The organism is Spirosoma soli (assembly GCF_042684525.1).
Lineage (GTDB): Bacteria > Bacteroidota > Bacteroidia > Cytophagales > Spirosomataceae > Spirosoma > Spirosoma soli.
In genome coordinates this window covers 65,522-86,678 of sequence record NZ_JBHULN010000007.1, presented here as the reverse complement: position 1 = coordinate 86,678, position 21,157 = coordinate 65,522, and the positions used below count along the sequence as shown (strand labels likewise).

15 protein-coding genes are annotated in these 21,157 nt (G+C 47.9%); 5 read left to right on the top strand and 10 right to left on the bottom strand.

Going from position 1 to position 21,157, the window contains the following annotated elements; all coding sequences use genetic code 11:
• Positions 1–126: 126 nt before the first annotated feature.
• Together ACFSUS_RS13135 and ACFSUS_RS13130 are read left to right on the top strand one after the other, a co-directional pair.
• Positions 127–2,685 (top strand): family 20 glycosylhydrolase, encoded by a 2,559-nt coding sequence (locus ACFSUS_RS13135; RefSeq protein ID WP_381523248.1) that lies wholly within the window; start codon positions 127–129, stop codon positions 2,683–2,685.
• Positions 2,686–2,850: 165 nt separating this feature from the next.
• Positions 2,851–3,837 (top strand): FAD:protein FMN transferase, encoded by a 987-nt coding sequence (locus tag ACFSUS_RS13130; RefSeq protein WP_381523246.1) that lies wholly within the window; start codon positions 2,851–2,853, stop codon positions 3,835–3,837.
• Between the two features lie 78 nt (positions 3,838–3,915).
• Here the strand turns inward: ACFSUS_RS13130 and ACFSUS_RS13125 are convergent, their stop codons facing one another.
• Genes ACFSUS_RS13125 through ACFSUS_RS13115 form a run of 3 tightly spaced genes read right to left on the bottom strand, consistent with a single transcriptional unit; the run spans position 3,916 to position 8,177 of the window.
• Positions 3,916–6,111, bottom strand: coding sequence for a PepSY domain-containing protein (locus tag ACFSUS_RS13125; RefSeq protein ID WP_381523244.1), 2,196 nt, complete (start codon positions 6,109–6,111; stop codon positions 3,916–3,918).
• A gap of 42 nt (positions 6,112–6,153) precedes the next feature.
• On the bottom strand, positions 6,154–6,657 hold the full coding sequence (locus ACFSUS_RS13120; RefSeq protein WP_381523242.1) for a DUF2271 domain-containing protein: 504 nt from the start codon (positions 6,655–6,657) through the stop codon (positions 6,154–6,156).
• A gap of 2 nt (positions 6,658–6,659) precedes the next feature.
• On the bottom strand, positions 6,660–8,177 hold the full coding sequence (locus ACFSUS_RS13115) for an ankyrin repeat domain-containing protein (protein WP_381523241.1): 1,518 nt from the start codon (positions 8,175–8,177) through the stop codon (positions 6,660–6,662).
• Positions 8,178–8,697: 520 nt separating this feature from the next.
• Between ACFSUS_RS13115 and ACFSUS_RS13110 the strand changes: the two genes are divergently transcribed.
• Positions 8,698–11,067, top strand: a complete 2,370-nt coding sequence (locus tag ACFSUS_RS13110) for a TonB-dependent siderophore receptor (protein WP_381523239.1) — start codon at positions 8,698–8,700, stop codon at positions 11,065–11,067.
• Between the two features lie 332 nt (positions 11,068–11,399).
• Here ACFSUS_RS13110 and ACFSUS_RS13105 read toward each other — a convergent pair whose 3' ends face one another.
• From ACFSUS_RS13105 to ACFSUS_RS13095, 3 genes are all read right to left on the bottom strand, one after another.
• The gene (locus ACFSUS_RS13105; RefSeq protein WP_381523237.1) at positions 11,400–11,801 is read right to left on the bottom strand and encodes a hypothetical protein; all 402 of its coding nucleotides are present in this window, start codon (positions 11,799–11,801) and stop codon (positions 11,400–11,402) included.
• A gap of 173 nt (positions 11,802–11,974) precedes the next feature.
• On the bottom strand, positions 11,975–13,873 hold the full coding sequence (locus ACFSUS_RS13100) for an AAA domain-containing protein (protein ID WP_381523235.1): 1,899 nt from the start codon (positions 13,871–13,873) through the stop codon (positions 11,975–11,977).
• Positions 13,874–14,009: 136 nt separating this feature from the next.
• Complete coding sequence (locus ACFSUS_RS13095; RefSeq protein WP_381523233.1) at positions 14,010–14,543, bottom strand: nuclear transport factor 2 family protein; 534 nt, start codon at positions 14,541–14,543, stop codon at positions 14,010–14,012.
• A gap of 156 nt (positions 14,544–14,699) precedes the next feature.
• Here ACFSUS_RS13095 and ACFSUS_RS13090 point away from each other — a divergent pair, with 156 nt between their 5' ends.
• Together ACFSUS_RS13090 and ACFSUS_RS13085 are read left to right on the top strand one after the other, a co-directional pair.
• Positions 14,700–15,707, top strand: a complete 1,008-nt coding sequence (locus ACFSUS_RS13090; RefSeq protein ID WP_381523231.1) for an AraC family transcriptional regulator — start codon at positions 14,700–14,702, stop codon at positions 15,705–15,707.
• Between the two features lie 90 nt (positions 15,708–15,797).
• On the top strand, positions 15,798–17,141 hold the full coding sequence (locus tag ACFSUS_RS13085) for a PQQ-dependent sugar dehydrogenase (protein ID WP_381523229.1): 1,344 nt from the start codon (positions 15,798–15,800) through the stop codon (positions 17,139–17,141).
• Positions 17,142–17,369: 228 nt separating this feature from the next.
• On the opposite strand, the gene ACFSUS_RS13080 is transcribed toward ACFSUS_RS13085, so the two are convergent.
• The 4 genes from ACFSUS_RS13080 to ACFSUS_RS13065 all read right to left on the bottom strand — a co-directional run bounded on the left by ACFSUS_RS13080 (position 17,370) and on the right by ACFSUS_RS13065 (position 20,959).
• Positions 17,370–18,290, bottom strand: coding sequence for a helix-turn-helix domain-containing protein (locus tag ACFSUS_RS13080; RefSeq protein ID WP_381523227.1), 921 nt, complete (start codon positions 18,288–18,290; stop codon positions 17,370–17,372).
• Positions 18,291–18,341: 51 nt separating this feature from the next.
• A complete protein-coding gene (locus ACFSUS_RS13075) occupies positions 18,342–19,202 on the bottom strand; it encodes an SDR family oxidoreductase (protein ID WP_381523225.1) in 861 nt (286 codons plus the stop codon).
• Between the two features lie 600 nt (positions 19,203–19,802).
• Positions 19,803–20,357 carry a hypothetical protein gene (locus ACFSUS_RS13070; protein WP_381523224.1) on the bottom strand — a complete coding sequence of 185 codons (555 nt, stop codon included), beginning with the start codon at positions 20,355–20,357 and terminating at the stop codon, positions 19,803–19,805.
• 128 nt (positions 20,358–20,485) lie between these two features.
• On the bottom strand, positions 20,486–20,959 hold the full coding sequence (locus ACFSUS_RS13065; protein ID WP_381523222.1) for a hypothetical protein: 474 nt from the start codon (positions 20,957–20,959) through the stop codon (positions 20,486–20,488).
• Positions 20,960–21,157 lie beyond the last annotated feature (198 nt).

Sequence of the window (21,157 nt, the reverse complement as noted above, 5' to 3'; positions counted from 1 at the left end):
GCCAAATGGTTTTTGTGAATGATTTCCATTTAGTTTGTTCATTGTAAAATACAGGAAAGCTTGGCGGTTAAAACGAAACAAGACGCTGCCCCAAACTTGATTATTGCTTTTCCTGACCTTACCAGCATGATAAAATACACGCTTACAGCCCTCGTTTTTTGCCTTTCATACATTGTCAGCTGCTCGCAAACGCCCACGAGCGAAACTAAAGAATCATCGGTCGCTCAGGGCGAATCGAAACCACTGAAGATACGTCTGGAATTAGTCGACAATAATTATCAGAATAAGGCGCGTTCTCGGTCGGTTTTAACCCTTACCAACACAGGCGACGTAGTTCTCCCTGCTACCGGCTGGAAGCTGTATTTTAACGGCGGATCGCCTACGAGCTTCGATTCAGCGATGGCTCGAGTAGCGCTGTTCAACGGCGATTTACATTACATTAGCCCAGGGCCTAAATTTACGGCCATACCACCTGGTCAATCGACGCCCATAACCGTTTTGAACAGGAAGATTCGAAACAAAACGGATTTCCCCAGCGGGTTCTATCTGGTATTCGATAAGAACCCGGAGCAAGCCTTTCCAATTGACGTAGCTATCAATTCCGGAAAGATCTACGAGCAGTCTGATCGCGCGCTGGCCGAACGGATCTATGATGAGAACGAGAAGATAAAGGCCATTCCAGATGATCAGCTGACGAAAGTGTTTCCTACCCCCGTTTCCTACCAGGCGCAGGGAAACCCTTTTCTGTTGACTGACCAAGTGATCATTATATCAGAAAAAGAGTTTGAGCCCGAAGCGCAGTTCTTAACCAGCAGTCTGTCGTCGGCATTAGGGAAAAGGCTAGCCATTCAAGCTCAGGGGTCAGGGAAAAGCATCAGCCTCAAGAAAAAGTCAGCGCTCCCCGCCGAAGGGTATGAGCTGGTCGTTAATCAAGACGGCATACAGCTATCGGCGTCAACCCGAGCGGGTGCTTTTTACGGTATTCAATCGCTGCTCACCTTACTTCCGGCCAAAGAGCTTTCGGGTTCTACCGGATCAATTAGCCTACCGGGGGTTCGGGTAGCCGACTCACCCCGTTTCGCGTACCGGGCCCTCATGATGGACATGGCCCGCAATTTTCAGCCAAAATCAGAAGTGCTCAAAGTGCTGGACGTAATGGGGTTGTATAAGCTGAATACGCTCCATTTCCATTTCAGCGAAGACGAAGGCTGGCGGGTCGAGATGCCTTCGCTCCCCGAACTGACCGACGTAGGGGCAAAGCGAGCTCATGCCTCCAACGAGAGCAAGAACCTGATTCCGTCTTACGGCTCAGGACCTGCGCTGAGCAACCCCGCGGGCACCGGCTTCTATTCTAAAGCTGATTTTGTCGAAATTCTTAAATATGCCCAAGCTCGGCACATTGAGGTCATTCCCGAGATAGAATCACCAGGACACGCCCGGGCGGCCATTAAAGCTATGGATGCCCGTTATGATCGCCTTATGAAAGCAGGCAACAAAGCTGAAGCCGAGCGCTATCTGCTACGCGATTTAAACGACAAGTCAGTGTATCGGTCAGTGCAAGGCTGGAATGATAACGTAATCGACGTATCGCTCCCATCTGCCTATGCCTTTATGGAACGAGTCGTCGATGACCTGCGGGCCATGTACAAAGAAGCCGGAGCACCGTTGAAAACCATTCATTTCGGTGGCGATGAAGTGCCGGAGGGCGTTTGGGAGAAATCACCATCTGCCCAAAAGTTAATCGCCCAAAATGCGTCCGTTAAGAACACCGACGACCTCTGGTATTACTACTTCGGCAAGGTAAATCAGCTGCTGAAAGCGCGGGGCTTGTTTTTATCGGGTTGGGAAGAGATTGGCTTAAAGAAAGTTAACCAGAATGGCCGGATGGTATGGGTGCCTAACCCAGCCTTTGCGTCCGAAAACTTCCGGGTCAATGTCTGGAAAAACAGCCCCGGTTCGGGTGCCGAAGATCTGGCGTATCGCATGGCCAACGCTGGCTACAAAGTTATACTGACCGGCGTAACGCATTTGTATATTGATCTGGCCTACAACACTTCATCACAGGAGCCCGGTCAGTACTGGGGTGGCTACGTAGACATCGACAAGCCGTTCTACTTCATCCCCTACGATTACCTCCGCAATCTGAAAGACGATAATACTGGCAAAGTGATTAATCCATCCATAATAAAAAATCGGGAAGCGATCACTGAAAAAGGAAAGGCGAATCTGGTTGGCATTGAGGCTCCTCTCTGGTCGGAGACAAACCGAACGCCCGAGCAATTTGAATATAAGATGTTGCCAAAGCTACTAGCCGTAGCCGAGCGAGCCTGGGCCAAAGATCCAGGCTGGGCCACGGAGAAAAACGACGCCAAAAGTGATCAACTGTACGGCCAGGCCTGGTCTGAGTTTATCAATGTTGTGGGCAAGCGAGAATTGCCTCGTCTGGATCGTTTCGCCGGTGGGTATCAGTACCGGATACCAGCAGCCGGTGCTAAGGTGATCAACGGAAAAGTAGCGGCCAACGCACAGTTCCCCGGCCTGATTATCCGCTACACAACCGATGGAACGGAACCCACTGCCTCCAGCCAGGCGTATACCGAACCCGTAGCTTTTGACGGCCCTGTTAAGTTTAAAGTGTTTAACGCGACGGGCCGGTCGAGCTACACGGTGACAATAAATCAGTAAACTGCTGCTGTACGTAAGTGAGAAGTTTAATGCACAACCAAGACCGCCTGATCTGACGTAACAAAAGGTTAGGTTGTGTTATTTGTAGTGCCTACCGACACTACAAATAGTATTTTTAACTTATCTGCAGACGGATGCCAAACGAATAGTTCCGATTTTTGCAGCATGAAACAAGTACTAGCACTGTTACTGATCTTATCCGGATTCAGTGCCAGCTCGCAGGTGTTGCGGAAACGAACCGTCAAACTGATGGGCAGCCGATTCGACATCACCATTGTCGCTAACGACTCCCTGTCAGCTGAGCAAAACATCGACACAGTTATCGCCGAGGTGACACGGATTGAAAACTTAATTTCGGATTGGAAAGCTGATTCTCAGATCTCGCAAGTCAACAAAAATGCGGGCGTCGCTCCGGTTCGGGTAGAGCCCGAGGTGTTTGCTCTGACGGAACGGGCGATTCATTTCTCTCGGCTCACAAACGGAGCGTTCGACATCAGCTTTGCCGCGATGGACCGTATCTGGAAGTTTGACGGCTCGATGACGGCAATGCCTTCTCCGCAAGCGATTAAGAAATCGGTTGAGAAGGTTGGGTATCAGAATATCGTACTGGACCGCAAACAGTCCACCATCTTCCTGAAAAAGAAGGGCATGAAAATTGGCTTCGGTGCGCTGGGTGAGGGATACGCCACTGATCGGTGCCGCGACATGATGCTGGCTCGGGGCATTAAGGCCGGTATTGTCAATGGCTCGGGCGATATGAGCACCTGGGGCAAACAACCAGATGGCAGTGACTGGGCCATCGGCATTACCAATCCTTTACACAAAGACACGGTCTTTGCGGTGGTGCCCCTGCGGCAGAGCGCCGTAGTCACCTCCGGTAGTTACGAGAAATTTGTGGTGTTCAATGGCAAGCGGTATGCCCATATCATCAACCCGAGCACGGGCTACCCGGCTACGGGTGTGAGCAGCGTAACAGTCTTTGGCCCCAGTGCCGAAACCGCCAATGGATTCAGTACGTCGCTTATGGTTTTGGGTAAAGAAGCAGGTTTGAAATTAATCAAGCAACACCCGGCGTACAGCTATATTATGATCACCGATGATGGGCAGATTTTCTCTTCTCCAGATCTAGGTATTAAAAAGCACAGCCTCTGATCATTATTCCAGACCATTTGTTGATTCAGTAGTAACAAATGACTACTAACCGATCAGTGGTGGTAAACTACTACGCCATCAATAGCAATCCATCAGGATCTGGCCATGTGACTGGAAGAAACTAACGCTCTTATTCAGCTTCGTTTGGCAGATCGTTTCGAGTAAATCAAGCACGTCTTTCTGCATAGAAAGTGATCCACAGAGCATCAACACGCCTTGCGTAGCCAACGTGTTAGCTATAAAGTCAGAATCGCGGGCGATCAGGTTACTAACGTACTGTTTGTCACCTTCGCGGGAATAGGCTACATGGAGTTGGGTTAGTTTTTGCGTTGCTTGGCTTTCCTCTAAAAAATTGCGGTACATGTTGAACGACGAACTTTGTCGGAAACCGCAGTATAAGTGACAGGCAACCTGCTGCTTATTTTGGCTGATCATCCCTAGAAACGGGGCAATACCAGTGCCATTGGCAATCATGACTACCACTGGTGCTTTCTTAGGGAAGTGGAAATGATCATTGCGAATGATCCGGGCACGAATCGTTTGGCCGGGCGTTAACTCGTGTAAAAAGCTGGACCCCAACCCGCCTGGGTGTAGCCTGACACTCAATTGAAGATCTTTATCGAATAAACCAATCGAATAGAGCCGCTCGCGATGGTCGTTGGCCGGATAGATCGCCAGCAAATCGCCCGACGTAACGCTATGTCTACGTTTGGTCCGCAACCGGATAAGAAAGGTGCCGTCTGGCTGAGGAGTACGGGTATTACTGGTAACGGTTAGTGATTCGAAAGTAGGCGTTGGTGCTTTGAGCAGTTCGGATGAAGCCGTAATGGGTATATCCGTCTGCTGCGACCAGGCTTCTGCCCATAAGCCAAAATCGTCTGGCGAGCGGTCATTCACGGTGTGGATGTCTACTAAGGGAACCGCCCATTTCTGCTGGGAAAGCACTTGATTGACCTCGAAGGCAAACTTACAGAAATCTGGATAGGCGTGTGACCCAAAGCCAAGCACAGAATAGCGCACCGGTTGGGGCTGCTGGTGTTTCTCGACCATGGCTGCAAATCGTCTGGCGTTGGTAGGAGCCTCGCCAAGTCCATAGGTAGCGGTCAGCGCAATCAGGTATTCCGCCTTAGGAAAAACACTGTAGTTGTTGAACTCAGTCAAAAAGGATTTTTCACCCTGTTTCAGCAGTTGCTGGTGCACGTGTTGGGCAAATCGGAACGTACTGCCGTTCTCTGATCCGACCAGAATCACAAATCGGCTCTCATCGGCCGAGTATTTGTTTTTAACGCGGTTGGCCCGTCGTTTCCAGGTGATGGCAAATCCGGAATAGATAAAGAACAGAATGTTCCCCGAAGCCACAGCCAGAATAATGGCCCATAGGGCACTCGCCCGACCGGTGTGCAGATCAAGGCTTAGGTTAGCCAGTAATACAGTAGTTGGATATGGTACTTCGCTGAGAATATCACCAGTAATCTGGTTGACCGCCAGTTCACGGTCTTTAAGCTTCAGCGTGTAATAATCTTCGGGATCTTCTGAAAACGGAAACTCGACGCTTTGCACCTCCGACAGCTTTATGTCTTTAAACACATTGAAGTCGGCCAACGCCCGTTCCGGTTTTGACTGGATGGCGTCGAAATCAATTTTGGGAGCGACTTTCTCTGTAGCGATCAGGTCGAATCGGGCTAATGAAAGATACGTCCCCGACAAGGCAATGATGAAAATAGGAATCAACGACAAGCGCCCCAATACGACGTGGTAATATTGGGCAAAGTTGTCCCGCACAATCCGGGTGAAAAACCGCTTCACGCCCCGCTGCCGCTGAATGATCAACATCGTGCCGGAAACGGTAATCAGCAGCAGTAAGAACGCAGTTAACCCAATGAAAAAACGGCCGGTCTCGTGCAGAAACAATGAACGGTGTAGGGCCGTGACCCACTCAAAAAATTCACTTTGCCGGGTGGGAGTACCCAGGTTTTTGCCCGTTTGTGGATCAACGTAGGCAGTCAGGTTCTTACCGTCGGCATCGCTGCCTTTAATCTGCACAAACTGGTTGGCATCAACGGTCAGCTCGCTAATTTCAGAATAATTTCCCTTAAGAACCGGTAGCGTCTGGGCCAGGGTAAGCTGCGAAAAATTATCGGCGCGATACGGCTGTAGCTTCTGTGATACGGGTTCAAACGCCAGAATAATACCGGTTACGGCTGCCAGAGTCAGTAAAAGAAAAGAAGATACAGCCAGAGCTAAGTGGCTGTATCTCCAAACGGAAATGGTCATAAAGGCGGCCGCTATTAATTAGGGCAACGTAGTTGGTACAACTCAGTTGGTAGTGTTGGGGCTGAAACGTACGTAGCGAATGTAACCTGTACCTTCACTTTTAGCGGAAAGGGCTTCCGTTGTCAGTGGAATTTCTAGGTCTTTAACGTAGTATTTCTTATCCTCTACGGCACTTTCAAACCGCAGCTTGTAATCCTTGTTGATCTTAGAATTGTCGATGTCCAGCACCGTTACACTCCGGTCGCCCCCGGCCACCGATGCCCCGGTAATGGCACTGATGTTAGCCGTTTTCTTACCCAGTGCCTTATGCCATTCCTTTACATCCGGATACCATTTTTTATCGGAGCCGAGCACGTATAATGTTTTTTCATAAGCTCCCTTACCGTTGATAAGCGAGACCACAATGTACGCTCCTTCGCCCATGTAGTTGGTCATCTGGATCATACACTTATACTGAGAGGTCCCCGGTTGTTGAGCCAACGAAGCCGATGAGCCGACCATTATCAGGACTAATGCCAACAGGCCAATCTTACGCAAACAAGACATATTTATTTCAGGAAATTAAGCGAGATATTGCCTTTCGACAGTGATTCATTTTCACTGGCCAGATCAAAAGCGGTTTCTTTAAAGTTGGTCGAAATGTCTTTCTTGGCACCGATCGACAATAAGTATTTCATTATAGCGTCGTCCTTCGAGACCATAGCGGCCTTGTGCAGGGCCGTGATGCCTTCTTTATTGCGGGCATTCACGTCAAGCTGAAGAGGCTCCAGCTTTTTCAACAACGCCAGGTCGTTTTTGGCAACGGCTAAATGGTATAACGTATTACCGTTTTTCTGGGGAGCTTTTACGTCAAGTCCTTTTTCCTGAAGCAGTTTCAGCTTCGCAGCAAAGTCGTCGGTTTGTGGGCCGCCTTCTGGACGAGGGCCGCCTTCGCCCCGTGCTCCGCCTGCTGTAGGATTGGACTGAATCAGGTAAGCAGCCAGATTATCTCCGTTTTTGTCCGTTACCTTAACGTCAGCTCCTTTACCTACTAGATAGCTAACAACTTCGGGCGAATTGCCTTTTACAGCCATAGCCAATGCCGTTACGCCTTTTTGATTAGCCTGGTTAATATTTTTTACCTTCGGTACCAGCATCTCCAGCACAGCAATGTCCCGGTTTGAGGCAGCTGCATTCATGAATACCGTATTACCTTCTTCATCAGCCTGGTTTACATCGACGCCTTTGCTCAGGAAATACTGGATGAGTTCATTCTGACGGGGCCGACGAACGATAGCGTGCAGCGCGTTTTCGCCGTTCTTATTGGTTACGGTCGGTTTTAAATTTAGGCTTTCCAGGTATTGGAACACCTCGGGCGAATTAGGCCCCCGGCGCGAACCCTGACTGGCCATGATAAACGCGTTATCCTGAGCCGCTACCCCCTTCTCTACCAGGGTCTTCATGTTCGCTATATTGCCACTCCGAGCCGCATAACTAAACGCGTTGTTACCAGCGGCATCCGTACTTTTCAAATCCAGCCCTTTCGAAACAAAATAATCAGTCAGTTTCAGGTCTTTATCGTTGGCGATAGCCAACAGCAGGGCATTAGCACCGTCGTGGTTCAAATCTTTTTTAAGGTCGGCCCCGTTCTTCAGGCATAGGTCATACACTTGTGTATTAGGCTGGCCACTAGCTGCGGCAAAATTCAGAACAGTCATTCCGTGATTGTCCTCCAGGTTGGCCTTTGACCCCTTACTGAGCAGGTATTCCATCAGCTCGACGTTGCCCCGGTTGGCAGCCCAGTGGATATAAATACGACCATCGTGGGTCAGCTTCGACACATCGTTGCCCGGCTGCGCCAACAGGTATTTAACGGTTTCGTTTGGCGCACCAGCGTTGATCGCCATTACGACTGGATCGAATCCCATGGGGTTAAGCTGCGAGGGGTTACTGCCTTTCTCAACCTCCGCTTTAACCTGATTCACGTCCGGCTTAGTTTGCCAGAACGAAGATTCCAGCAGTACGTTTTTTTGAGCCTGGGCGGAGAAGGCAATGAATGTAAAAATGACAATCGCTAGTTTTTTCATGCCGGTATAATGCGGTAAATGTTAAAGAGACCTTCTTTCTGCCCTTACCAGGGGATGATGAACTTTGTGAATTGGCCGTAAAATTAATAAGAATCAGTCTAAATAAATTTGTGGAGGCTTATTTTTACCTGCATAATTTGTGATAAAAGTGACTCATAGCATCAATTACCAGGTGAAAGTAGGTGTATGGGTTATACCACCTCTCTACTCGGCTCATCATTGCCGGTTAAACAGTGGAAGCATTTTTGGCATCACCCGTAAGAGCGCTGCTTGCTACTGACGAAGGAATTTAAGTCTGTTAAAAGGGAAGCATAAGGTAATTACAGGCTCTGAATGCGTCTGGAGGACGTTTCTATTTTACTATTTCAACATAGTATATCATAAATTCAATTATTTAGGAATGACCATTGCAACTGACTGACGAGGGCTTAACTTTGCGCTTAATTATAATCAGTCTAAATAAATGAAAAATATATACAGCAGTTCTCTGCTTTTATTAATACTACTTTTTTTAGCCAGTATGCCAATTCTGGCGCAGACCACTGGTTCAATTCGTGGCGTAGTAAAAACTAGTGATGGCAATTCGGCTGCCTTTGTTAATGTCAGCTTAAAAGAAACTCGAAAGGGTACTATTACAGCTGAAGATGGAACCTATCAATTGAAGAGCATAAATCCAGGTATGTATACCCTGCAGGTAACGTTTGTAGGCTTACAGACCCAGGAAAAAACGGTCACCGTCCTATCCGGCCAAACAACCACCACTGATTTCACCCTAGCCGAAAGCGCATCGCAGTTAAGCGAAGTGGAAGTAACGGGCAATAATCAGGTGGTCACGTTGGGAAAAGCAAGCATTGCTCCCCTGGACTTACCGCAGATGTCGGGCGTAGTGAGCAATGTTGTTATTACCAATCAGCAGGCATCTCGCCTGGGCGATGTTCTCAAAAACGTGAGTGGTGTATCGTTGACCCAACAGCGGGGCGGTGTCGCCGAAACGTTTTCGGCCCGTGGTTATAGCATTGGTATCGCGGGAGCAGGCGGTAACATCTTCAAGAACGGAGTTATTTCCAACACAATGGGTTTCCCCGAAGCGAGTACGCTGGAATCGGTTGAAGTTCTAAAAGGTAGTTCGGCACTTCTCTATGGCAACGTATCTGGCGGCTTGATTATCAACATGGTCACTAAAAAACCAAAGTTTGACTTCGGAGGTCAAGTTTCCATGCGGGTCGGTAGTTTCGGGCTTTACAAACCAATTGTTGACGTTTATGGTCCAATCGCAAAAAATCTGGCTTTTCGGGTAGTAGGTACGTATGAGAGCGCCAACAGTTACCGGGATGTCGTGAAGACAGACCGGCTCTACGTCAACCCGTCGCTTCTGTACAAACTAGGTCAGAAAACAACTATCCTGTTGCAAGGGGATTATCTGAAGTCGAACCTGACGCCCGATAATGGCATTGGGTCACTAAATCAGAATCAGGACGCCATTATTCCGGATGTACCGCGCTCCCGATTCATCAACACAAACTGGGCTTATAACAACGTCGATCAAACGTCCGGCTCGCTGAACATTGACCATGCTTTTAACAGTAATTGGAAACTAAATGTCATCGCATCGGCCCAGGGGACGAACGTAACGGCTTATGGGGCGGGTGTTCCTAACAACAACGTAGCGCCCAACGGCGATTGGACGCGGAGTCTCAGTCGGACGGTCACCAGCGAAGACGATTATACGGGGCAGGTCAACCTGAACGGTAAGTTCAACACAGGTTCAATTGGTCATCAATTGCTGGTTGGTGGCGACGTAGTAGGCATTGTCAGCCTGAGCAACTCGTATACCATAAACTACGGGGCCGGCAAAACCTCATACGATAAAATCAATATCCTAAACCCTAATCTCTACGAAGCTCGTACCGATATTCCGACGGCGACGGCAACGACCCAAACTAAATCGCCTTCGGTTCGGAACGGGTTTTACGTGCAGGACTTAATCAGCCTGTCTGGCAAATTTAAAGTGTTGGCGGGTTTGCGTTGGTCACAGCAAAAGACAGTTCAAACTACTGTACTAAATTTACTGACCCAGGCCGAAACCCGCGGGCCGGCAGAAACCAAAACCGATGCGGCTTTTTCACCCAAAGTGGCATTAATGTATCAGCCCACCCGAAACACATCGTTCTTTGGTAGCTATTCGAACAATTTCACGATTAACAATGGGGTCGATATTTACGGGCAAATACTGAAGCCTTCGATTGTCGATCAGTTTGAAGCCGGTGTCAAAAACGAGCTACTCAACGGGCGACTCACCGCAAACGTTGGCGTTTACCACATCGTCAACAGCGACCTGGCTCAGATGGCTCCAACCAAAGCTGATGGTACACCCAACACGGATGCAAACGTGAAGGAGTTTACGGGGCAAACTACCAGCGACGGACTGGAAGTTGATTTTACCGGTACCTTGTCTAAGAACCTTTATTTCATCACAGGGTATGGCTACAACTACATGCGGTTTACGAATACGTCGCTGGTTCGAGGCTCATCCATTGAAGGGGAACGATTGACCAACAACCCGGCGCATACGGCCAACGCTACTATCTTCTATACGTTTGATCTGCCTCAACTCCGGGGATTGAAACTAGGGGCTTCCGCTTTTTACACCGGCAATCGGTTCGGTGGTAACAACAATACCTATGGACAAACACCTGAGTTTAGCCGCCTGATACCGCTGACTGGTTTTACCACTATTGATCTGTCGGCCGGTTACACATTCCGGAAAGTCTCGGTCCTGACCAAAGTATCGAACATCACCAATGAACTGAATTATCTAATTCACGACCGCTACAGTATCATGCCGATTCCACCCCGGCAGTTCACGGCAACATTATCGTATCTGTTCTAAAAAGATTCGTTCATCACACACAATGCAAGAATCTCAAAGCACGAAAAACGCTTTGAGATTCTTCTTTTTAACGTAAGCTCGAGCCTAGATGTTTGTTGATTTGTTGGCCCTAAGGGCCTTCACAGTGTAGCGCCGGTAGACGATATGTGTGCCAGTATGCCGTCAGGCACCCTACCCTTGTGTACCTGCGCAGAGAATCCTCTGTGAACGTGCTGTATAGATCGTTGGTATGGGCTTATAGGTCAATGAGTAAACTAAGTAGATTTGACCAGATATCCTTTTGCATTGTACTCATAAGTCCATGCATCAGTAATTTTAACTAAACATAGCGGTTAAGGTTTCTCCCAGAGGATTCCACTGTCTCGGTACATGGGGTAAACACTGGTGTCCTTACCGATAGACTCAGCATGTAAGCTGGTAGGATCAAACTCTTCTCCACAAATTGCTCTAAACGCTTCGAAATTAATAATGCACCTGACTTTAGACGAGCGTATGGTTAACTCTTTAGCTACGTCGGTAATCCGTTCGGGTAACCAATCTTTGCAAATGAATAAGTCTACCCCTGTTTGCAGACGGTAGTACAGACCTTGCATAATGCCCTTATTTTTAAAATAGACTCCTCTCTGTTTCAAGCGTCTATCTCGAAGAGGTACGTAGATAGCCAGGTAAATCGTTACCCCTACCAACAATAGGTGGCCCAAAACATCTCTTTCGGTTAAATGAGCAAGGTTCATACGATGTAGGTTTATGCTTATCTGATTAGATCAAGGTTCTTATCAATTTGCACAAGGCCATGACTTTAAAACTGTTTTATAAACTAAGTTACCGAATAAAGGAAACCTACAGCAGCATTATAGTCCGTTAATTTGAATAATCTTTTAGTCGTTGAACAGAAAGGCATTACTGGTTACAGCCACTCCCAGGCGCTTTGGTAGGCGTTCAGGCTCTCGGCATAGGTGATAAAATCGGCATAGAACGGCAGGCTCGCCAACGTAGCACTGTCACCAACAACAACCAGTTTTTTGCGGGCGCGGGTCATGGCCACGTTCATTCGACGGATGTCCGACAGGAAGCCGATTTCGCCCTGTGCATTGCTTCGGGTCATGGAGATATAAACAATGTCGCGCTCCTGCCCCTGGAAGCCATCGACGGTGTTAATCGAGATTTTAGCCAGGTAAGGCTGCACATCCGGTGAATGAAGAAGTTGCTCATTCAAAACGCTGAGCTGTTGTTTGTAAGGTGATATGATAGCAATACTCGGAAAATTACTTAGCGTGTAATGGGCTGTCAGGCTGGTTACGACGTGAGTCAAATGCTTTATGAGCAAGGCGGCCTCCTCGGGGTTGGTTGAACTGGTGCCATCCAGCTTTTCATCGAACCCGCAACCCGCCGTATCGATAAACACCAGCGAGCTATCACCCGGAAATAACGAATGCGTAGCGACCGATATATGCGCTCTTAATTGCTTCTGATAAAACACCTGCGACGAGTAGGTCATGATGTGCTCGTGCATTCGGTACTGCTCCTGTAATAGCGTAACGGCTTCGGGATGCAGCCCCACGCATTTTTCGAGCAGGGTTGTGCTTAATCCTCTCACAGCAGCCTCGTTCGACTTGATGGTCGGAGGTAGTTGAAAATGGTCGCCGGCCAGAATCAGCTTTTGTGCTTTCAGGATGGGCACCCAACAGGCTGGCTCCAGGGCTTGCCCGGCTTCGTCAATGACAACCGTGTGGTAGTTAAGATGACGGATGGTGTAGTGATCAGAACCGATCAACGTAGCCGTGATGACCTCTGCTTTCGTCAGCAAGTCATCAATGATATACTGCTCCAGATCACCAACGTCTTTCATGATCCGGTGGGCCTCGTCAAACAGCGCCTTCCGTTGATCGCGTTCGGCCTTACCAAAATTGCGCTTGTACTTGTGCGCCATGTTCTTGAACTCACTGGCCTGCTTCTTGAGCTTCTTAGCCTCTTTCATCCGGCTGTGCTCGGCCATTTTATAGTCCAGCGTGAGTGCCATTAACCGTTCGGAAACACGCGCCGGATTGCCCACCCGCAGTACATTCACGCCTTGTTCGTGCAGTTTTTCACTTAGCAAGTCGACAGCGGTATTGCTGGGTGCAACGACTAGTATCTTTTGGTGATCTTGCTTTAGCAACGCTTTTACGGCCTGCACCAGCGTAGTGGTTTTGCCTGTTCCGGGAGGACCGTGTACAATGGCCAGTTCATTCGCCACTAAAGTCTGCCTCACCGCCTGCTGCTGACTTTCATTCAATTCGGGAATGACCACGGTAGGTCTTTCGGTGTGAAACGTCGGTGACTGATTACCGATCAGGATATTCACCAGCCGGTTTTTGGGTTGCTCACTAAGCGCTTCGGCTCGTTTTAGGGCATCCTGCATCTCGTCGTAGCTGTTGTCGTCGAACAGCATCTCAACGCCCAGTTTGCCTTCCCTCGACCAATCAGGTAGCTCGTCGACCCGCAACGTGATCTTAAGCCGGTTGCTGCTTTGGTAAGCAATTGTTCCTTCTACCCGGTCGTTTTTAGGGTCGTGATTACTAAACAACACTGCTGGTACACCCGACCGAAATTGATGACTAATATCCTGGTGCGTAGTACGTTCTACCTCTACCGTCAGGTAATCACCCCGGCTCATTTCCGACCCCCTGATAGCTATCGGATACCAGGTGATGCCCTGAGCCCGTCGCTCGGCAATCGACGTACTTTCGGTGAGTTTGCGGTATTGATTACGGTCCTCTTCCCGTTCAATCTTGAGTAAATGAAGCAGCTGCTTAAAGTAATCCATTTACAAAGGTAGGTTAGCCTGTTAAATTGTAGTTGCTACACAGAGGTGCATAAAGTAAACAGAGATACACAGAGACCTCGGTATCACTCCGGGCTTTCTCTGTGTATCTCCGTGTAACAACCTTAGCGTTCCAGGCTTATTTTCCCCAGAAATAATCTTCCTGCTTAAGGTCTGCCGAGTAGACAGCCGCTTCAACAATTTTACCGTTTTCGACAGTATATACGTCAATATTGTCGACATCCAGCACGCCCCCACCGGGTTGCACACCGTTCCAGTGCACCAGGCACGCTACCTTATTACCGTTGACGGCCAACTGCTTAATGTCTGTCAGGCGGAGTGTGTTTGCCGTTGCTTCAAACATAAGGCCTACCATCTGGAACACTTCAGTGCTCGATTTCTTGGTACCCGACAACCGGTTGCTCCCCGGCTGGTTCCATTGAATGTTCGGGTGAACCAGAGCGCCAAACGTGGCCTGGTCTCCCTTTTGTACGGCGGTTAAAAATGTTTTGACGGTTGCTGCGGCTTGATTTTCCATGGTACTTTTTGTTGGTTGATTGATAAATTGACTGGTTGACGTAACGGCTGGTTGCGCCCGGAGCGGAGGGGCGCCAATGGTGATAAACGTGAGGGCAATACCTAAAAGCGAGTTGGTAATACGTTGCGTTTTCATGTTGGTTAAGCTGGTTAATCAGCGTTGATTACGGGAGCAAAACTAGGTTCGGGACCCGCCCTGACGCTTACCCGAATACGCCAATCAATTACCACTTTACGCCACGAGCTGGCAGGCGTTAGCGTTTGCCAGTACCTTCGTCAAAACTTTTCAGCTATGGAAGACTTACAGACGCGGTTCGTTCTCAATCTGCTGGGGTATGCGGTGCAAAAAGACCTTTCGCCGGAACGCTTGTGTAAGCTCTCGGGCATTGAATACCACGCCCTTAAACAGTCGGGGAACGTGACCATTACACCCAAACAAGTCAACGACCTTTGGCAGAATGCCAGTCACCTGAGCCACGACCCGTTGTTTGGTTTGCACTTCGGCGAGTCACTGCAATTGGCCGCCCTGGGTATTGTTGGGCAAATTGTTCAGAACAGCCGAACCGTTGGAGAAGCCTTAACCCATGCGGCTCAATTCATCCATCTGCTCACGGACCTGTTCGAAATGGACGTAACACAGCATGACCAACACTTCGCTGTTCGATTCATTGCCAATAAAGACCGCGCAAACGAGTACCCATTTCTATTTCGGCAGATGGCCGATTTGTCGACCGTATTTGTCCTGCATGAATTGGATGGTTTAGTGCTGGAGAAGATCAGGCCAGCAAGTGTAACGCTGCCGTATACGATCACCAACCAGCCGGAGTACGAGCGTATTCTTCGGTGTCAATCCATCTCGACGGCGGACGACTACACGTTGGTGTTCGACAACCGCTACTGGAATGAGCCTATTCTGACAGCTAATTATGAACTGCAAAGCGTATTACTTCAGAAAGCAAGCGCTATGAGCAACGACTTGAGCAATAATCAATCCGTAAAAGAGCGAATTTGTAGTTACCTGTTGGCGAACGCTTACCTGGGCATTCCGACCCTCGAAGCGATTGCCAGCAACTTCAACACTAGTCCGCGCAGCCTACAGCGTAAGCTTCAGGACGAGGGCGTAACGTACCAGCAATTGGCGGACTCGATTCGAAAATCATTGGCAGAACACTACTTAAAATCAGGCCAGTACCCAGTTAAGGAAATATCCTACATACTCGGCTATAATGAGCTGAGTGCGTTTACCCGGGCGTTTAAGCGTTGGACCGGCACGACTCCCGTTAGCTACCAGAAGGGCTGAAAAGAGCGAAATGCTCAATATACCCGCTGAAACAATGCTATTGTACAGACGGTTACAGATTGGTTACAATGACAACAAGTTCACTCAACGATGAAAAGACGAACGACAATGCTGGCGAGCACCGTAGTGCTTGCTGGTTTTCTTGCGGGTTGCGGCCAAAAAGATAAGGCTAAGGAAGAAAGTACCGATACCCAGCCAACCACGGCGCAAACGGCGAGTACTACGCTAACCTTACCCGCTCCCTACGCAACGAAGTCATCCACCCGCTTCAGCAACGTAATTGGCTGGCCCAAAGGCAAGACCCCATCCGCTCCAGCGGGCTTCACGGTCACGGAGTACGCGGGCGATCTGGTGAATCCTCGCTGGACCTATGTTGCGCCCAATGGCGATGTGCTGGTAGCCGAATCGAACACCGAGCAGAAGGGTGTCAAAAAGGTGAAAGCTGAAGTAAGCGGCAAAGCCAATTCACAGCGGCTTGACGAAAGCGCCAACCGCATTACACTCCTGCGCGATACCAACAAAGATGGCAAACCCGATGTGCGTGAGGTGTTCCTGACAGGTCTTAACCAGCCCTTCGGTATGTTAATCGTCGGTGATCATTTCTACGTAGCGAATACCGACGCTATCGTACGCTACCCCTACAAGACGGGCCAAACGAAGATTACCGGCAAGGGCGAGAAAATTAAAGACCTGCCCGCCGGCGGCTACAACAACCACTGGACACGCAACCTGCTGGCCAATGAAGACGGCTCGAAGATCTACGTAACTGTTGGTTCGGGCAGCAACGTTGGCGAGAATGGCATGGACAATGAAAAGAAACGAGCGGCTATCTGGGAAATAAACCCCGATGGCTCCGGCGAACGCCTTTACGCCACTGGCTTACGTAACCCGGTTGGCGTTGACTGGCAGCCTGGCACCAAGAAACTTTGGGCGGCCGTAAACGAGCGGGATGAACTCGGCGACGAACTCGTACCGGATTACATCACGAGCGTGGAGGAAGGTGCTTTTTACGGCTGGCCTTACTCCTACTACGGCCAGAATGAAGATCCGCGTCGGAAAGGCGAGCGTCCTGATCTAGTCAAGAAAGCGGTGGTGCCCGATGTGCCACTAGGTGCTCACACCGCGTCGTTAGGCCTGGCGTTCTATGATAAAGACAAGTTTCCGGAGAAGTACCGTAACGGTGCCTTTGTCGGCCAGCACGGTTCCTGGAACCGATCTGCGTTATCGGGTTATAAAGTTGTGTTTGTACCGTTCGAGAACGGAAAGCCCGGCAAGCCCGAAGATTTCCTGACCGGCTTCGTGGCTAAAGAAGATGGTGAAGACGCGAAAGACGTGTATGGCCGTCCAGTCGGCGTAACGGTTATGCCCGACGGCTCGATGCTCGTTTCCGATGATTCGGGCAATAAAGTCTGGCGCGTAGCCGCAGCGAAGTAAGCAGAGAGTGCCAACCATTTTGCCGTGACGGCTCTACTAGAGCTAACGGGTAACTTAAGTTAACAAACAGTCACTGAGCACACGTGACCTCTAGCGAACCAGACGCTACGTGTGCTCAGTGACTGTTTTGTTTTACCATCTGAGGTCAGTTGACAGAGTGAATAGTCTGATCAAACAGAAGTGGAATCCGTCAGTAGGCCGTAAGGCTACTTCCTATCAATCTAAATCTCAATTAAACGACTGTCTAAATTCCACAGGGGAAAGCATGGTTTTAGCCTTGAATAACTTGCTAAATGATTGGGGATGTTCAAAGCCTAAGCAGTACGCAATTTCGCCTACGGATAAGTCTGTTGTAGATAACTTCTCCTTCGCCTTTTCAATCAGCTTATTGTGGATATGCTGCTGCGTCGTCTGGCCCGTTACCGCTTTAAGGAGTTCACTTAAATAGGTCGGCGACAGATTAAGTTGTTCGGCCAGTTGCCCAACGGTGGGCAATCCCCTGTTTAACAACTCATCGCCGTTAAAATAATCCTTCAGTAATACCTCCAGACGGCTTACTATTTGATGGTTGGTTATCTTGCGGGTAACGAACTGACGTTTATAGAATCGTTCCGCATACGCAAGCAATGTCTCGAGTTGCGAAACGAGTATAGTCTGGCTGAACGGATCGATGTTCGACTGATACTCCTGCTCCATTGTCAGCATAAGATTGGTAATGGTAGTTTCCTCTTTTTCTGACAAAAACAAGGCTTCACATACCGAGTAATTGAAATACTCGTATTGCTGGATAGTTTTCGCTAACGGAGTATTCCATAGCAAATCAGGATGAACCAGCAGCAGCCATCCTGAGTGGTTCACGGGCTCGTTCGTCTCCGACTCAATTGTTAGCATCTGGCCCGGTGCTATAAAGACCATGATGCCTTCATCAAAATCATAGGGCTGTTGACCATACTTGAGCTTACCGGTGAAGTTTCGCTTTAGTGCAATCGAATAAAAGTTATTGACCAGGCTTTTCACCTTATGAGAGGCCGTTCGTTCCATAGCTTCAAAACGGACTACGCTAATGAGTGGATGTTGCGGTTTAGGCAAACCCACCAACTGATGATACTGAGCGATGGTGTTGTTACGACAAAGTGACTCGTTTGGCATGCTGTAGCTATGCAGGGGACCAGGCTTATTGGTAAGCCTGGTCCCCTGCTTTTAGAACGAATATAATAACTTTAAGCCCTCATTGAGCGAGGTTGGCTTTCGTCCTAACATCATCTCCAGATCGGGGCTTATGCCTGCTTCCTGCCCATTTTTTATGTCGATCATAAAGTCAACGATCCGTTGAACCATCCCCTCCGGTACACCCCGCTGCTTCATTTGAGCTTTAAACGAGGATTCATCAACCGGTGTGTAGGTAACCGTTTTGCCCGATAATTCGGTCAGAGTAGCTGCCACATTGGCAAACGAGTAGGATTGAGCACCGGAAAAAGTATAGACCTGGTTATCACATGGAGCCTCTACCAGCACATTGGCCATGGCCTCGCCCATGTCACTTCTGAGGGCAAAGGATACTCTTCCCTCTCCAGCAGGCAGAAAGATACCACTGTTCAGAACGGCTGGCCCCAGAAAGATGGGGATGGCGTCCATGTACAGGATATTGCGAAATAAGACGTAGTTTAAGCCACTTTCCCTAATATAATCTTCTGTTTGAAAGTGGCGTGTCATTAACGAATTCGCCAACGAGTTTGGGTCCTTCATGAATCGACTCGTGTAAGCTATACACTGCACTTCCGCTTTTTTAGCGGCATCGACTACGTTCTGGTGTTGTTGAAGGCCGTTGTCAGCATCTCCTCCTGAAACTAGTAACACCTTTTCGATACCCTGCATGGCCTTGTCAAGGGCGTCTGGGTCATCGTAGTGGCCAATACGTACGTTCACGCCTTTTTCCATTAAGTAAGCAGCTTTACTGCTGTCTCGAACAAGAGCGGCAATTTGGTCGATAGCCGTTTTTTTCAGCAGCTGCTCAATGATGGCCTTTCCTAACTGGCCGGTAGCTCCGGTTACTAATATCATAGCTGAGTCTCATTTTGTTTTGACAAAGGTCCTCAGCCGCTGAAGACCCGACGTAACCGAAATTAGGTTTGTTGTAGTCGAAACAGGGTAGTCGTATGGTAGTGAGAGGTAGCCCCAGCCGTTTAGCCACGACGGCTCCTTTCGAGTTGACGGGTAACTTAAGTTAACTACACGAAACAGCAGTTGGTAAGAATCATAGACAACACTCCCCTAGTTTTCATTTCGCAACCGCAGTTGATTGAAGCCTGTTTAGAATACTCATCAGCACTCAATGGACTGTTTGATTTCCGCAGGGATGGCAATGAGTACATTGCATATGAGACGGTCTTTACGTCGGTAGCTTAATCAAGTAGTGAAGCGCACTTGAATTTTGCTGGTCGAAGCAAAAACACTATGCTTTCATCTATCCAATCCAATCGTTGAACAGAGCGCACAAACGTTTTTTGTTAGGAAAATACAAAGTTTTGCTTTTAATAAAAATAGCAAAACTTTGTATTTTCTAGTGATGTGTTTTATAACTATGATTATGTAAATGGAATAAAGACAGCGGATTCTTGTATTTCGAAAAGTTGAAATCTTAGGAAAATTTAATTTACTACGTTATTCTTTTCCTGGCCACCAGTCGTTTACTCGAATGATGTACTTAAGCCCACCTGAAAACAGTTCACCATGTCCTTTAAGATCCATATCAAAAGTTCCGATAATGATGACATAACGCTTGCTGTACTGTTTAAGCACAGCTTCATACTTCTGAGGAATATCTACCCATAAACCATTTCTGGTTAGACTATGTGTATAATCTTCTTGATGAAAGTAGATAGCATTCCCTTCAAATTCGAAATTTATATAGCCTTTGAGCTGAACTACCTTACCATGGTACTTTTCAGGGGTTACAACCAACTGAATTAGTGAAACATCATGTATTGGATAGTTAGGATATTTTGAAGGATCTTGAGCGTACACTCCTTTATGCAGATTAAGGAAGAGCCCGAAAAAAATCAACGTCTTTTGAACTTGTTGGATCATTAAAATGCAAAAACTGCTTTTGTTGTATAAGTGCGGTGGCTGTTGCAAAAGTCGATGATGAACCACTGACGATATAAAACGGGCCGGAAAGAGACCGTTTCCCAGTGAGGAAACGGGTATTGTAACCATTTGGGTAGTTAGTTGACCAATGAAGTTTTGCAACAGCCACTAAACTTATGTTAAGAGATTAAATTAATAAAATGCTTGTTTGAAAAAACCCAACTATAAACTCCCTATAAATTTAATTATAAACTGATCTAGTTTTTTTGAAAACGAATTGACTTTGAAAAAGCTGGTGTTTGGGCAGGCGTGAATAAGTAATCAGCCGTATTCTTATCAGAATAAATCCAGATTTGAGGGTTAGTTGTTGAAACAGTGCCCCCGGATTTGCCCATTAAATAAATGTAAGTAGCTGTGTTATTAGGTGACTCAACGTAAGCTTTAGGATAAGATAAGGTTTGGGTTGGTGAATAAACCCCGTTGGGTAAAGAGTTGGTAGTCCCTGTGGGTATTATCTGCACACTAACTGTATCAGCGGTTATATATTTTATTTGCAAAGTCAATTCTTGACCATTGATTGGGTAGGCGATTGAATTACCAAAGCTGGAGAAGTGATCATAATCTTTAGCTTGATAAGTTCCCTCAATTGACCGAGCTGGCTCCACATCTGAATGCTTACAGGATACAGTTATTGTCAACAGCAAACCGGCAAAAAGTAATACGTTTTTCATGGCTCAACGAATTTGGTCTATAACTAATAAACAACTGAAAACTCATATTGTGTTATTCCAATATAATTTTTAATATTTTGTTAATTCAGCTGTTGTATAATCTCTTTTATGCTAAATAACCCATGAAAGTACTATTTAATAGTAGATCAAGCGTATCTAAAGCATCCTGAAAAAATCTAAGAATTATGCCTTATTGGC